Origin of the sequence: Clostridium sp. FP1, from assembly GCF_011065975.2 — a bacterium.
GTDB classification, from domain to species: domain Bacteria; phylum Bacillota; class Clostridia; order Clostridiales; family Clostridiaceae; genus Clostridium_AD; species Clostridium_AD tagluense.
In genome coordinates this window covers 3,987,692-4,002,807 of sequence record NZ_JAAMNJ020000001.1, presented here as the reverse complement: position 1 = coordinate 4,002,807, position 15,116 = coordinate 3,987,692, and the positions used below count along the sequence as shown (strand labels likewise).

Genomic DNA, 15,116 nt, shown 5'->3' with positions numbered 1-15,116 from the left:
ATGGAAAAAATATTAGATGTAAAAGACTTAAGAGTTTCATTTCATACTTATGCTGGTGAGGTACAAGCGGTAAGAGGAATTTCTTTTTACCTAAAAAAAGGAGAGACTTTAGCTGTAGTTGGAGAATCTGGATGTGGAAAAACTGTTACTTCAAAATCGTTAATGAGATTAATTCCAGAGCCACCAGGTGAAATAAAAAAAAGCTCAAAGATACTATTTGATGGCAAAGATATTAGTATTATGTCAGAAAAAGAACTTAGAGAGCTTAGGGGTTCAGATATTTCTATGATATTTCAAGACCCTATGACATCGTTGAACCCAACTATGACTATTGGAAGACAAATATCAGAAAGCTTAATTATACACAGGGGCATGAGTAAAACTGAAGCTATGAATGAAGCAATAAAAATGTTAGATTTAGTTAATATTCCTGATGCAGATAAACGTGCGCATCAATATCCACATGAATTTTCAGGCGGTATGAGGCAAAGGGCAATGATTGCTATAGCACTAGCTTGTAATCCTAAAATACTTATAGCAGATGAACCAACAACTGCACTAGATGTTACAATACAAGCTCAAATAATGGATCTTATTTCGGATCTTCAAGAAAAGCTTGGAACAGCAGTTATTCTTGTAACTCATGATTTAGGAATTGTTGCAGACGTTGCGGATAGAATACAAGTAATGTACGCAGGACAAATAATAGAGCATGGAACAACAGACGAAATATTTAAAAATCCACAACACCCATACACTTGGGCATTGCTTCAATCAGTTCCAAGACTGGACACGAAAAATAAAGGCAAACTTTATTCGTTGCGTGGAACGCCACCGGATTTACTTAAACCACCTGTAGGGTGTTCCTTTGCAGCAAGATGTGAGCATTGTATGCAAATATGCAGAGAAGAAATGCCAGAAGTTACAACTTTAAGTGAAAACCATGAAGTTTGCTGTTGGTTAAAACATTCTATGGCACCAAAGGTTGATATTCCTGCAGCATTAAGAGGTGATAAATAATGGCTAACAATAATGATATTTTAATAGAGGTTAAAAATCTTAAAAAGTATTTTGAGGTTGGTAAAAATGCTACCTTAAAAGCGGTGGATGATGTTAGCTTTTTCATAAGAAAAGGTGAAACACTGGGGCTTGTTGGAGAATCTGGTTGTGGAAAAACTACTTGTGGAAGAACTGTAATGGGAATGTATAGTGCAACTGATGGTGAAGTATTGTTTGATGGAATTGATGTTCATAAATTAAATAAGAAAGCAAAAAAAGATTTTGCAAGAAGAGCACAAATAATATTTCAGGATCCTTATGCTTCATTAAATCCAAGAATGACTGTTGGAGATATAATTGGTGAGGGCATAGATATCCATAATCTTTACACTGGTCAAGAAAGAACTAATAGAATATATGAACTTTTACAATTAGTAGGACTTAATAAAGAGCATGGCTCAAGATTTCCACATGAATTCTCAGGTGGACAAAGACAAAGAATAGGAATAGCAAGGGCCCTTGCTATAGAACCAGATTTTATAGTATGTGATGAGCCAATTTCAGCTCTTGACGTTTCAATACAAGCACAAATTGTTAACTTATTGATACAACTACAGCAGGAGCTAGGACTCACTTATTTATTTATAGCTCATGACTTATCAATGGTTAAACATATATCGGATAGAGTAGGAGTAATGTACCTTGGATCAATGGTAGAGCTTGCAAGTAGTCATGATTTATATGAGAAACCACTTCATCCATATACTCAAGCCTTATTATCAGCAATACCAGTACCAGATCCAGAAGTTGAAAGGAAAAAGGCAAGGATTAAACTAGAGGGTGAAGTACCAAGTCCTATAAATCCAAAACCAGGTTGTAGATTTACACCTAGATGTAGATACGCAAAACCAATTTGCAGTGAACAAACACCAATGCTTAAAGAAATAGAAAAAGAGCATTATGTTGCTTGCCACTTATTTGATTAAAATTACTAAACGGAATATGATGAAGATTCAAAATATTTAATCCAATAACATAATAATAAACTATAATTGCTATATTCAGAAAATTATACTTGATTTTCTGAAATAGATGGTATATTATGAGAATAAGAATTTAGGTAGTGCGTAAAAAGTTAGTATATTGTGTATATATAATATGCAGTATACAACAGACATATTATATATGATGTTAATAAAGCTAAATAGGTTATATTATCGATTTATTTTTATACAAATTATATTGATAATATATATAAATACTTATTGTACAAATTTAATAAAGTCTTATTATCGGTCTAAACATATTAAAGGGGGGTTTTTTCGTGAAAACAAAAAGATTAATGGCTACTTTACTAACACTGTCACTAACTGCTTCAATTGCACTAGTAGGTTGTGGAAAGAAACCTGTTGCAGCGCCTGAAACAAAACCTGGTGATGCTTCTGCAGTTAAGATGGACAAAGATCAATTTTTAAATGGTTATATACAAGGTGAGCCGAAGTCACTTGATCCATCAATTGCAACTGATAAGTATTCAACAGAAACTTTAGTTAACTGTATGGAAGGTTTAACTAGAATTGAGCAAGATAAAGATGGAAAAGATGTTATAAAACCTGCAGGAGCAGAAAAATGGGAATCTAATGCAGATAAAACTGTATGGACATTCCATTTAAGAGATTTTAAGTGGAATGACGGAAGATCAGTAACAGCTCAAGATTTTGAATTTGCAATTAAAAGAGCTCTTAATCCAAAGACTGCTTCAACATATGCATTTATTTTATTTCCTTTGAAAAATGCTAAAGCATATAATTCTAAGAAAGCAAAAGCTGAAGAAGTGGGTATTAAGGCATTAGATGCAAAAACATTGGAATTTACATTAGATAAAGCATGCCCATATTTCTTAGATTTAACATATTTTAAAGTTATGTATCCTCAAAGAGAAGATATAGTTAAAGCTAGTGGAGAAAAATTTGGTACAGAAGCAAATACAATGATTTATAATGGACCATTTATACTAAAAAATTGGGCGCACCAAAGTAAGATGGAATTCGAAAAGAATCCAACTTATTGGGATAAAGGTTCAGTTAAATTGGACAAATTAACTCTTAGTATTCTGAAAGACGAAACAGCAAGAATGAACTCATTATCAAGTGGTGTAATAGATTATGTTTTAGCAGATAAAACAGAATGGGTAGAAAGATTTAAGGCATCAAATAAGTTTGATGTATCAACAATTAATCAGCCATTAGAAAGCTATACTTATTTTAATCAAAAGGACAAATATTTTAAAAATGCTAAAATCCGTCAGGCATTCAGTTTAGCTGTTGACAGAGAACAGTTAGTTAAAGTTATATATAAAGGGTTAGCTCAACCAGCATATGGATGGTGCCCACCAACACTCCAAATAGGCGGAAAAGATTATAGAGAAAAAGTTGGTATAGAGCCACTTAAAGAATTCAAGGCAGCAAATCCAGATGCTAAAAAATTGTTGATTGAAGGTTTAAAAGAAATTGGAGAAAGTCCAGATCCAGCGAAAGCTGTATTTAGTTACCTAGAGGCAGGAACTGATGCTAAACATAGAGAAACTGCTGAATACAATCAAGAAATGTATAAGAAAAATTTAGGCATAAATTTAAAGGTAGAATATGTGGATTGGGCAATAGCTCAAAAGAGATCGGATGCATTTGACTATCAAATGACTGGTGTAGCATGGAACGGAGACTACAACGATCCAAATACATTCTTTGATTTGTTTATGACTGGAGCTAATCAAATTGCAACTGGATGGTCAAATCCAAAATACGATAATTTAATTAAAGGAGCTGCTAACACAATTGAACCAGAAAAGAGAATAGAGTTCTTTAAACAAGCAGAAAAAATATTATTAGTGGATGATGCAGTTATCGCTCCGACTGTATATAGAGTTAATAACAATTTTAGAGCTAAATATGTAAAAAATGTAATGTCACCATTATTTGGAGCTAATGACTTCAAATATACTTATACTGAGGGAAGAAAATAGTATAAACTATAAATAAGAAGATAGTGCGGTAATAAAAATTATCGCACTATCTTTTTATTTTTTTATTATGAATAAAAAAACTTCAAATTGTAAAAAATATTAAAATATTATATATTACAATTTGGAGGGTTATCATGGGAAAAACACCTTTAAAGAAAATTATTAAAGCTAAACTAAAAGGGAATAAAGAGTTAACTGAAAACGAAATGCTCCGTGAAACATTAAAATATGAAATAGCCGAAGAATTAGGTCTAACAGAGAAGATAGAAGCCTGCGGATGGAGTGGACTAACAGCAGAGGAAACAGGAAGAGTTGGGGGACTAATGACTAAAAAAAAGAAAAGTATCAATCTCCCTAAAAACAAAGAATTTTAAAAAAATCAGCAAATTATTTTGGACAATATTTGGTGTATAGGTTAGAATATTATATACCATTATAGTTTTAAATGGAAAGATCTTTGAAAAAGGAGAAATATTAAAATGGATTGTTATAAAGAGTTTGCTCATATATACGATGAACTTATAAATTCTGATATTGATTATAAAACATGGGCTGCAAATATATTATGTATTTGCAGTGAATATGGCATTGATAGGTCGAGTTACTTAGATTTAGCCTGTGGTACAGGAAATCTTACTGTAGAAATTGCAAATGGATTTAAGCAAATATGGGCAGTTGATTTATCTTGTGATATGTTGTGTGAAGCAGAGAAAAAAATCAGGGATGCAGGTATAAAGGCAAAATTCGTATGTCAAAATATTTGTGAATTGAATTTAAATAATACCTTTAATCTCATAACTTGCTGTTTAGATTCTACTAACTATATATTAGAAGAAGAAAATTTTAAAAAGTATCTATTAGGGGTTTATGATGTACTAAAAGAGGATGGGTTATTTATTTTTGATATTAACTCTTATTATAAACTCACTAATGTGCTTGGAAATAATATTTATAATTACGACTCCGATGATGTAGTCTATATCTGGGAGAATTATTTAGAAAATGATATAGTAGAAATGAATTTAACCTTTTTTGTAAAAGAAGGACAAGTATATAGACGCTTTGATGAGGAGCATTCAGAAAGGGCCTATAAAGAAGGATATGTAGAAAATGTTATAAAAAAAATTGGATTTGAAATAATAAAAAAAATGGATAACTATGAAGATAAGATAGTAAGTGAAAACACAGAGCGAATATGTTATGTGCTTAGCAAGTCAAAAAATAATAAAAGGATATAAGGGGGAATTAGTATATGGATAAATTGGTTAGAGCTACTGCAAAGGGTGGACAGGTTAGAATAATTGCAGCCATAACTACGAATTTAGTAAATGAGGGAGTAAACATGCATAAATGTGCGCCTACTGCAGCCGCAGCATTAGGTAGGATGCTAACAGCTGGGACGCTTATGGGGACTATGCTAAAGTCGCAGAGTGATAGTTTAACACTGCAAATAGATGGTGGAGGAAAAGCTAGAGGGGTTGTAGTAACCGCTCATGCAGATTCAAGTGTAAAAGGATATATAGGAAATCCTGATGTAGATTTACCGGCGAATAGCAAGGGGAAACTTGATGTAAGTGGCGCCATTGGTGTGGATGGTTATTTAAGAATTATAAGAGATATGGGACTAAAGGAGCCATATGTAGGGCAAGTACCAATTTCCACAGGAGAAATCGGAGACGATCTAGCTTATTACTTTACTGTTTCAGAGCAGACACCATCAGCTGTGGGCCTTGGAGTGTTAGTGGATACGGACATGAGCATTAAAGCCTCAGGAGGGTTTATAATCCAAATGATGCCTGGTGCAGATGAATTTTTGGCTGATATAATAACATATAGGCTTGAAGAAATTCCATCAATAACTGAATTCATAGAAAAAGGTATGACTATTGAAGAAATTTTAGAATTTATATTTGAAGATATGGAACTTAAAATACATGAAGAAATCGTGCCAATATATAAATGTGATTGTTGTAGAGAAAGAGTGGAGAGGGCATTAATAAGTATAGGTAAAAAGGACCTAGAAGAATTATATGATGATGGTAAAACAGAGGAAATTAAATGTCATTTTTGTAATAAGAATTATGAATTTAATCATGAAGACATTGGGCAATTGCTTAAAAATGTTAATTCATAGATTAAGATATACTTTTTAAAAGGAGAAAGTTGTGAAGCAACGAATGATCATTGATCATTCGAGAAGATTGCTTCGTAACTTTCTTATATCACTAAATTAAGGATAGTATACTTGGCTTGTTATTTATATTTTTAACTCCCTAAGTTGCATATATTGAAAAACACAGATAAATAGAGTAAAATTGACAATTGAGGAGTATAAGTGAAATATATATGAATAGCCATGATAGTTATTGTTGACAAGTTTAAGAAAATCTTATAATATATAAATGTACTTAGTTCTTAGCAAACAAACAAAAGAGTGCAAAACAATTAATGCATAAAGTTGTTGACAAGTTCCAAGAAGTGATGTATAATGAAATAGTTGATGAAAATATATGGGAGCATAGCTCAGCTGGGAGAGCATCTGCCTTACAAGCAGAGGGTCACAGGTTCGAACCCTGTTGTTCCCACCATATATGGCCCAGTGGCTCAGTTGGTTAGAGTGCCGCCCTGTCACGGCGGAGGTCGACGGTTCGAGTCCGTTCTGGGTCGCCATTTTAAAATTGGAAAGATTATCAAGGCTGGATAGCTCAGTCGGTAGAGCAGAGGACTGAAAATCCTCGTGTCCCTGGTTCGATTCCTGGTCTAGCCACCAATGTTGCGGGAGTGGCTCAGTGGTAGAGCGTCACCTTGCCAAGGTGAACGTCGCGAGTTCGAATCTCGTCTTCCGCTCCAATTTTAAATTCAATTAATGGCGCTATAGCCAAGCGGTAAGGTCAAGGTCTGCAAAACCTTTATTCCCCGGTTCAAATCCGGGTGGCGCCTCCAAAGCAGAAGAAAAGTAGTCTAAATACTGATATTTCAGTAGGTAGGCTATTTTTTTTTATATTTGAATTGTCCTTATATAGGAAACAGCTTGCGGAAGCCGCTGTGGATAACATTCTAGCTAAAAGATATATAGAAAAAATCAGATAAATATGAGATGATTAAATCATGAGAAAAAATAAGATTACCATAAAACAAATATTTGAAGATAATTATTCAAAGTTTTGGAAATTGAATAAAGAAAAGTATCCTGAAAAGATGAGAGAACATATGAATATCGAAGTAATGAAAATGATAGGATGTGGAGATATTTCATTAGGTTTTGTTGCGTACATATGTTTAAAATGTCTGGAAGTATTTAAAATAGGATTTACATGTAAAAGTAGGTTTTGTAGTAAATGTGGTAAAAAATACATAAGCGAATGGGTAGAGAAACAAGTAAGTAAAATCTTGGATGTTCCACATAGGCATTGTGTTTTTACGATACCGACTGAGTACAGAAAATATTTTTTTTGGAATAGAGAGAGTCTGAAAGACCTGCAAGACATGGTATATGAGGTTATAAATGAGTTTGCAAATGGTGTAAACTATAAAAATAGAGAAGAATATAAAAAGAAGAAAAGAAGCAAAAAAGGTGGAGTGCTTTGGCAAAGTGGAATGATTGGCGTAGTGCATACTTTTGGAAGGAATATAGGGTTTAACCCACATGTGCATGCATTGGTTCCAGAAATAAAAACAAGGGATAATGAAGTTAAGGATATGGAATTCTTTGACTATAAATATTTTAGAAAAGTTTGGCAGTACAAATTAATAAATTATATGGTTAGTAAAAACCCAGATAAAAAAGCAGAGTACTTAAAAATGTTCAAAGATTATCCTAACGGATTTTACATAAATGCCAAATCAAGAATGAAAAGTGCAAGAGGTGCAGCAAGATATATCGGTAGATATTTAGCAAGACCTGCGATAGCAGAATATAGAATACTTAGCTATGATGGGAAAAATGTAACGTTTTGGTATAAGAGTCATGAAACTAATGAGAGAGTAGAAGAAACAGTTACGGCACAAGTGTTTATAGGCAGGTTACTAATGCATATATCGCCTAAATATTTTAAAATGGTTAGATTATATGGAGTATATGCTGGAAGTATAAGTATAAAGATTAGAAAATGTTTTGGTTTATTGCAATACATAAAAAGTGGGCTTAAAGCAATTCAGTACACATTAAAAATAAATTGGAAAAAGGAAATAAGAAAAATGAAGTATAGAGAATTAATGATTATTAATTTTTCTAAAGATCCAGGGAAATGTTCAAAATGCGGTCAGCTAATGGAGTTATTCCAAATTTGGCACAGAAAGTATGGGTATATTTATGATATGGGAACGTATTAAAAGGATTTTTAAAATTAAAATGGATGAAAGGGAGATACCATTTCAAACAGAGGGGCCCGATAAGATGATACTTTTTAAATGTAAGAAATGTGGGTATGAAGAAGAGGTACCAGAATTTGTTGCGTTTGAATGTTATACACCTGAGGAATTTGACAAGAAGAGTGGTAGTCCTATTGTTCTATGCCCAGAATGTGATGCAAATATGATAATTAAAGGACGATGAAATTATCAGATTTGCTTGGCATAAGGGTTTTTACTCGACCGTAGGGAGATTTTGTTCTTATATGCATTCGTATTAAGGTTTGCGTAAAAATAGTTGTGTAGGTTTTGGTAATTATGATATAAAGTCAGATTTTACAAATGAATTTTGTGAATCTGGCTTTTATTGTTAAGATAGATGGAGAATTTATATAGAAATTAAAAGTAGAAAAAATTTATTTGGTAAAAATCATAATTTTAAAGATAAGTATATAAAAACAATACTATATATACTATTTAGTTATATAGTAAAAGAGAAAATAATTTGCATAATAATTAATAAATTAAAGTTTTACAAATAACATAATTCAATCATAAAAAGAACGGAAAACAAAAGATACAATAGAATGTATGCATATTTTGCTAAAAAAAGTAATAATTTGCTAAAAAAAAAGCGGTATAAATACAAGATATTACAAAAAAATACGTTAAATAGGAGTATACTGCAATTGGAACAAGTTGTATAAGTAAATAAATATTATTTTGAAACTGAATATAAATAAAAACATATAATGAGGTACTTTATGAAAATTTATGCTGTAAAAATTTTAGATATTAGCCAAGAAAATCTAGAAAAGATATGTTTATTGATTGATTCAGATAAAATATGTAAAATTGAAAAAATCATTAATAAAAAAGATAAGATTCGAACATTAATTGGAGAAATATTGATAAGGACAATAATTTTTCAAAAATTGAGTATTACAAATAAAGACATAACATTTGAGAAGAATCTATATGGGAAGCCATATCTGAAGGGCTATCCCAAATTTAAATTCAACATATCTCATTCTGGAGAGTTTGTTGTATGTGCTATTGATGATAAGCCTATTGGAGTTGATATTGAAAAGGTAAAGTATATTGAATATGAAGAGATAGCTGAAAGTTTTTTTTCGTCAAGTGAATTTCAATATATTGATAAAGAAGATTTAAACATTAAATTATATAAATTTTATGAAATATGGACATTGAAAGAAAGCTATATTAAATGCTGTGGGAGAGGTCTATCGATACTATTAAAATCATTTTCCATTGATATAGATCAATACGATAATATTAAAGTGACTATTAATAACGAACATAATGAACATGTATTTAGAAGGTTTGATATAGGGTTAGGTTATAAAATGGCTGTGTGTTCAGTAAATAAAGAGATTTCAAATAATATAATAGTGATAGATCAAAATAGCTTAATTAATAAATTTCTAGATTTGACTTAGTGTAAAGGGAGTTACATTAAATTTGTGAGATTAGTAATGAAAGGGGATTAATATGATTTTGTTTTGTTTACCGTATGCTGGTGGTTCAGAAGTTATGTATTACAAATGGAGAAATTATCTAGAACCATCAATAAAATTATATCCTATAGAATTAAAAGGTAGAGGAAAAAGATATAATCAGCCGTTCTATGAAAATATAAGTGAAGCAATTGAGGACATATATAATTTAATTCAAGATGAAATTGATAATAGTGATTATGCTATTTATGGACATAGTATGGGGAGTCTTTTAGCTTATGAACTATACTATAAGATAAGGAAAATGGGTAAGAGGCAACCAAAACATATATTTTTCTCTGGATATGGCGCACCTAGTATTATCGAAGAAAGAGAGATAACCCATACTTTGCCAGACTATGAGTTTATGAAAAAGATAATAGAACTAGGAGGTACACCAGAAGAAATAGTTAATAATAAAGAATTATTTGATTTCTTTTTACCAATAATTAAGAGTGACATTAAAATATTAGAAACATATAACTATAAACAAAGAGAAAATAAAATTGCATGTAACATATCAATATTAAATGGTGATAAGGATTCATTAAAATTAGGCGAGATTATTGATTGGCAAAAGCATACTTGCAAAGAATCAAAGGTATATACCCTAAAGGGGGATCACTTTTTTATAAATGATAATGTTCAAAATATTACCAGCATTATTAAGTATACGTTATTAGAAAAAGAAAATCAAAAAATGCAGGAAGGCAGAGTGCTATGAATAATGAAAAAATAATTTATTATAATTTAACACATCCGCAAAAGAGAATATGGTATATAGAAAAAATACATTCAAATTCTCCACTACATAATATTGGCGGATGCTTAAATATAAAAGGCGAGATTGATTTTGAAATATTTGAAAAAGCTGTGAATATAGTAATTGAAAAAAACCCTGGACTTAGATTGAGATTTTCTGAAATAAGTGGACAACCTTATCAATATGTTAGTGAATTTCAGGAAGAAAAGATTGAATTGTTAGATTTCAGTACATATGAAGATCCATTAATGGAGCTTGGAAAGTGGGCAGAGGGCATCTATAAAAAAACATTCTTATTAGAAAACAGCTCATTATTTTGTTTTGTAATGTATAAAGTAGGCGAAAATAAATGCGGATTATTGCTAAGTATTCATCACATAATATCAGATGGATGGTCAATTAGTCTTATGCAAAAACAAATATGTGAAGTGTACGGCAATTTATTAAAAGACAATAATTTAAATTCTAGTATTGAGTATTCTTATACTGATTATATTGAGAAAGAAAGAATATATTTAGAATCTGATAGATTCATAAAAAACAAAACATTTTGGAATGAAAAATATAGTGATTTACCAGAAACATTTTTATATAAGAGTTCTGAAAGTTTAGAGGGTAAACGTAAGTCTTTTGACATTGATAATAATAAATCAACTAAGATTAAAAACTTTTTAAATCAGCATAGATATTCATTAAATACTTTTTTCATATCTATCATTCTTATTTATTTAAACAAGACAATGCAGCAGGAAGATATAGTAATAGGTACACCAGTATTTAATAGATCAGGCAAGAAAGATAAGAATACAATAGGCATGTTTACAAGTACAATGCCTTTTAGACTTAATTTAAATACTGAGTTCTCAATGGAGGAACTAATGCATGCAGTTAACTCTGAACTTAAAATTTGTTTTTTTAATCAAAAGTACCCCTATGATATTTTAATTGATGACTTAGGGCTAAATAAAAAAGGTTATGATAGTTTATTTAAAGTGTGCGTAAATTATTATAATACCAAGTACATAAATCAGATTGATGGTATAACGGCAGGAGTTGAAGAATACTATAGTGGGAATCAAAGCTACTCGCTTCAATTGGTAATAAAAGAATGGCAAGATGACAACATAACATTGAGTTTTGACTATAAAACAAGCGATTATACAGAGGAAGATATTTTTGATATGTATAAATATATTAACAACATTATTAACCAGATACTAAACAATAAAAATGAGAAAATAAGTAAAATAAGTTTACTTGATGAATTGGAAATTAAAGAAAAAATTTGTACACTTAATTCAACTAAATGTTATTATCCAAGGGATAAAACAATATATGAATTATTTGAACATCAGGTAGAAAAGACACCACATAAAATCGCCTTAAGTTTTCAAGGTGAAAATCTAACTTACAGAGAGTTAAATGAAAGATCAAATCAATTAGCAGTGTATTTAAGAAAAAAGGATGTTAAAAAAGAAAAAATTGTAGGAGTTATGGTGACACATTCGTTTGAAATGATTGTAAGTATTTTAGGAATTATGAAAGCTGGAGCAGCATACCTACCCATAGATCCTAGTTATCCAATTGAGAGAGTAAATTATATGCTTCAAGATTCTGGAGCAGTAATGGTTATTACTAATGTGGAAATCACAAGTGAAATTAAAATTAAAGGACAAATATTAAATTTAAACAATGGTGAAATATATTTAGAAAAAACAGAAAATTTGAATAAAATAAATGATTCGGAAAATTTAGCTTATATTATATATACCTCAGGATCTACTGGGAAACCAAAAGGAGTAATGATTGAACATAGTGCATTAGTTAATTATATATGCTGGGCTAAGAAAATGTACTTAAAAGACGAAGATGATATATTTGCACTTTATTCTTCCATATCCTTTGACCTTACAGTTACATCTATATTTACTCCATTAATTTCTGGAAACACAATTGCAATCTATTATGATGATGGAACAGAGTTTATTTTGTATAAGATACTTAGAGAGAATAAGGCTACAGTTGTAAAATTGACTCCTTCACACTTGACATTACTAAAAGATATTGAAAATAAAGATTCATCTGTAAGAAGATTTATAGTTGGTGGAGAAAATTTAAAGGTTAGTCTTGCTAATGATATCCATGATAGATTTGGTGGAAATATAGAAATATATAATGAATACGGACCTACAGAGACGGTAGTTGGATGTATGATATATCAATATAATATTGCAAAAGATATGGGGGTATCAGTACCAATAGGAGTTCCAGTAGATAATGTTCAGGTTTATATACTGGACAAGAATTTTAATATAGTATCCCAAGGGGCAATAGGTGAAATCTATATATCAGGTGATGGAGTAGCTAGGGGATACATAAATAAAGAAGATTTAAATAAGGAGATATTTATAGAAAATCCATTTATTAAAGGAAAAAGAATGTACAAGACGGGGGATAATGGTAAATATTTAAGTAATGGAAATGTTGAATACGTTGGTAGAAGTGATAACCAAGTAAAGATAAGGGGACATCGTATTGAGCTTGGAGAAATAGAGAAGTACCTGCAAGAAAATGAATTTATCAAAGATGCTTTTGTAATAGATAGAGAAAATATTATAGGCAATAAAGTACTATATGCTTATTTGATAATTGAAAAAGAACTGGATAAATCCGAACTTAAAAAATGGCTTTCAAGATTTATACCTAAATATATGATTCCAACTAACTTTATATATTTAGAGGAATTTCCTTTAACATCTAATGGAAAAATAAATGTTGCGTTACTACCTGAGTGCAGTGAAATTGAAAAAGAATTTGTTAAATGTAAAACTGATATAGAGAAAGAATTAGTAAAAGCTATGAAGGAAGTTTTAGGTGTAAGTGGTATAAGCATGAAGGATAATTTTTATCAAATTGGGGGGGATTCAATAAAGGCAATTCAAATTTCTTCAAAACTTAAAAATTTAGGACTAGATGTTAGTATAAAGAATATTCTTTCTCAAGATTGTATTGAAGAAATAGCTGCAAGTATTGAAGTAAGTAGCAAAAATAAAATTATAGACCAGAATATCAGTACAGGAAATATTAAGAAAACTCCTATTATTGAATGGTTTTTCCAGCAAAACTTTATTAATGTGCACCACTATAATCAGTCTGTATTATTAGAAAGTAATAAGGCGTTAGAAGCTTATAAAGTTGAAAAGGCTGTTGAAAAACTTATAGAACATCATGATGCACTAAGAATTAATTATAATGGAGAAATTGATGAATTGTATTATAATAATGACTATTTAAATGAAGGTACTAATGTGGAACACTTCAATTTGTCTGAATACTCACCGTATGAACAACATAAGAAAATAAAAGAATTAGGTTATAATTTAAAATCAAATTTTAATATTGAAAACAATACTCTATTTAAAGTGTGTATTTTCGACTTAGGGGAAAGGGGACAATCAATTTTATTTACTGCACATCATTTAATTATTGATGGTGTTTCATGGAGAATACTTCTGGACGATTTTACAACTATAATAGAGCAGTTAAATAATAATGAAGAAATAGTATTGCAGTTAAAGACGCATTCATTTATGCAATGGTCAGAGAAACTTATTGAATATAGTAAAAGCAAGATTAAAATGGAGGAGAGATACTGGGAATCTATTTTGGAGAAGAAATATTGCTACCCTGTTGAATTTGATTGTGGACAAGACACTATGAAGATCTCATCGATTATATATGGTGAAGTTGATAAAGAAACAACACAAGAGCTATCAATGAAAATTAATGAGATGTATGGCATGGAATTGAATGAAATATTAATATCTGCACTAGTTATGACTATTAACAATATAACCAAGCAGAAAGATATTGTAATTGAGCTTGAAAGACATGGTAGAGAAGCAATAAATGATGAAATTGATATTTCAAGAACAGTAGGATGGTTTACAAGTATGTATCCTGCTAATTTTATGGTGTTAGATGAGGATCTAGATTTCAATATTAAATCACTAAAAGAGCAACTAAGAAGCATACCAAGTAAAGGATTTAATTTCAGCATTCTTAAATATCTAAATAATGAATTAAATATAAATGAGAATAAGTATATAAGATTCAATTACCTTGGAGATTTTGACAATATATTAAACAATGAAACCTTTAAAGTTTCGGATATAAATTGTGGAGCAGATATTGGTGAAAATAACAATTTAACTTGTCTCATGGACATAACAGGAATGATTTTAGAAAAAAAATTAAAGCTAAACATTACTTATAGTAAAAATAAGTTTAAAGATGAAACCATACAAAAATTTATGGATAGTTATATTGAAAAACTTAAGGAAATATTGAGTCATTGCTATGAAAAAAATTATAAAGAATTTACTCCATCAGATTTTGATGCCGCAGATATTTCTCAGGAAGACTTAGATAGTTTATTTAGTTAGATAGAAAAGTGATATAGGGA

At 30.4% G+C, this 15,116-nt stretch carries 11 protein-coding genes and 5 tRNA genes; all 16 read left to right on the top strand.

Translation table 11 applies throughout. The features are described from left to right. The 16 genes from G9F70_RS19275 (at window position 1) to G9F70_RS19200 (ending at window position 15,096) form a co-directional block, all read left to right on the top strand. A complete protein-coding gene (locus G9F70_RS19275; RefSeq protein ID WP_164944600.1) occupies window positions 1-1,020 on the top strand; it encodes an ABC transporter ATP-binding protein in 1,020 nt (339 codons plus the stop codon). After that, the gene (locus tag G9F70_RS19270; RefSeq protein ID WP_164944599.1) at window positions 1,020-1,985 is read left to right on the top strand and encodes an ABC transporter ATP-binding protein; all 966 of its coding nucleotides are present in this window, start codon (window positions 1,020-1,022) and stop codon (window positions 1,983-1,985) included. The genes G9F70_RS19275 and G9F70_RS19270 overlap by 1 nt, the downstream gene beginning before the upstream one ends. A gap of 338 nt (window positions 1,986-2,323) precedes the next feature. Continuing rightward, a complete protein-coding gene (locus G9F70_RS19265) occupies window positions 2,324-4,021 on the top strand; it encodes a peptide ABC transporter substrate-binding protein (RefSeq protein ID WP_164944598.1) in 1,698 nt (565 codons plus the stop codon). A gap of 134 nt (window positions 4,022-4,155) precedes the next feature. Continuing rightward, a complete protein-coding gene (locus G9F70_RS19260) occupies window positions 4,156-4,395 on the top strand; it encodes a small, acid-soluble spore protein, alpha/beta type (protein ID WP_164944597.1) in 240 nt (79 codons plus the stop codon). A gap of 105 nt (window positions 4,396-4,500) precedes the next feature. Then, window positions 4,501-5,259, top strand: a complete 759-nt coding sequence (locus G9F70_RS19255; protein ID WP_164944596.1) for a class I SAM-dependent DNA methyltransferase — start codon at window positions 4,501-4,503, stop codon at window positions 5,257-5,259. 14 nt (window positions 5,260-5,273) lie between these two features. Next, on the top strand, window positions 5,274-6,155 hold the full coding sequence (gene hslO, locus G9F70_RS19250; protein ID WP_164944595.1) for an Hsp33 family molecular chaperone HslO: 882 nt from the start codon (window positions 5,274-5,276) through the stop codon (window positions 6,153-6,155). Window positions 6,156-6,533: 378 nt separating this feature from the next. After that, window positions 6,534-6,609 (top strand) — tRNA-Val (locus G9F70_RS19245). Window positions 6,610-6,614: 5 nt separating this feature from the next. Further along, a tRNA-Asp gene (locus tag G9F70_RS19240) sits at window positions 6,615-6,691 on the top strand. Window positions 6,692-6,715: 24 nt separating this feature from the next. Further along, a tRNA-Phe gene (locus G9F70_RS19235) sits at window positions 6,716-6,791 on the top strand. 5 nt (window positions 6,792-6,796) lie between these two features. Beyond that, window positions 6,797-6,871 (top strand) — tRNA-Gly (locus G9F70_RS19230). An 18-nt stretch (window positions 6,872-6,889) separates the two neighbouring features. Next, window positions 6,890-6,964, top strand: a tRNA-Cys gene (locus tag G9F70_RS19225). Window positions 6,965-7,129: 165 nt separating this feature from the next. Then, window positions 7,130-8,353, top strand: a complete 1,224-nt coding sequence (locus G9F70_RS19220) for a transposase (RefSeq protein WP_224617359.1) — start codon at window positions 7,130-7,132, stop codon at window positions 8,351-8,353. Next, window positions 8,322-8,576 (top strand): hypothetical protein, encoded by a 255-nt coding sequence (locus G9F70_RS19215; protein WP_224617360.1) that lies wholly within the window; start codon window positions 8,322-8,324, stop codon window positions 8,574-8,576. Before G9F70_RS19220 ends, G9F70_RS19215 begins: the two co-directional genes overlap by 32 nt. A 559-nt stretch (window positions 8,577-9,135) precedes the next feature. Further along, complete coding sequence (locus G9F70_RS19210) at window positions 9,136-9,831, top strand: 4'-phosphopantetheinyl transferase family protein (protein WP_164946537.1); 696 nt, start codon at window positions 9,136-9,138, stop codon at window positions 9,829-9,831. 52 nt (window positions 9,832-9,883) lie between these two features. Continuing rightward, window positions 9,884-10,612, top strand: a complete 729-nt coding sequence (locus G9F70_RS19205; protein ID WP_164946536.1) for a thioesterase II family protein — start codon at window positions 9,884-9,886, stop codon at window positions 10,610-10,612. Beyond that, entirely contained in the window at window positions 10,609-15,096 is a 4,488-nt protein-coding gene (locus G9F70_RS19200) for a non-ribosomal peptide synthetase (protein ID WP_164946535.1), read from the top strand. Before G9F70_RS19205 ends, G9F70_RS19200 begins: the two co-directional genes overlap by 4 nt. Window positions 15,097-15,116: the final 20 nt, after the last annotated feature.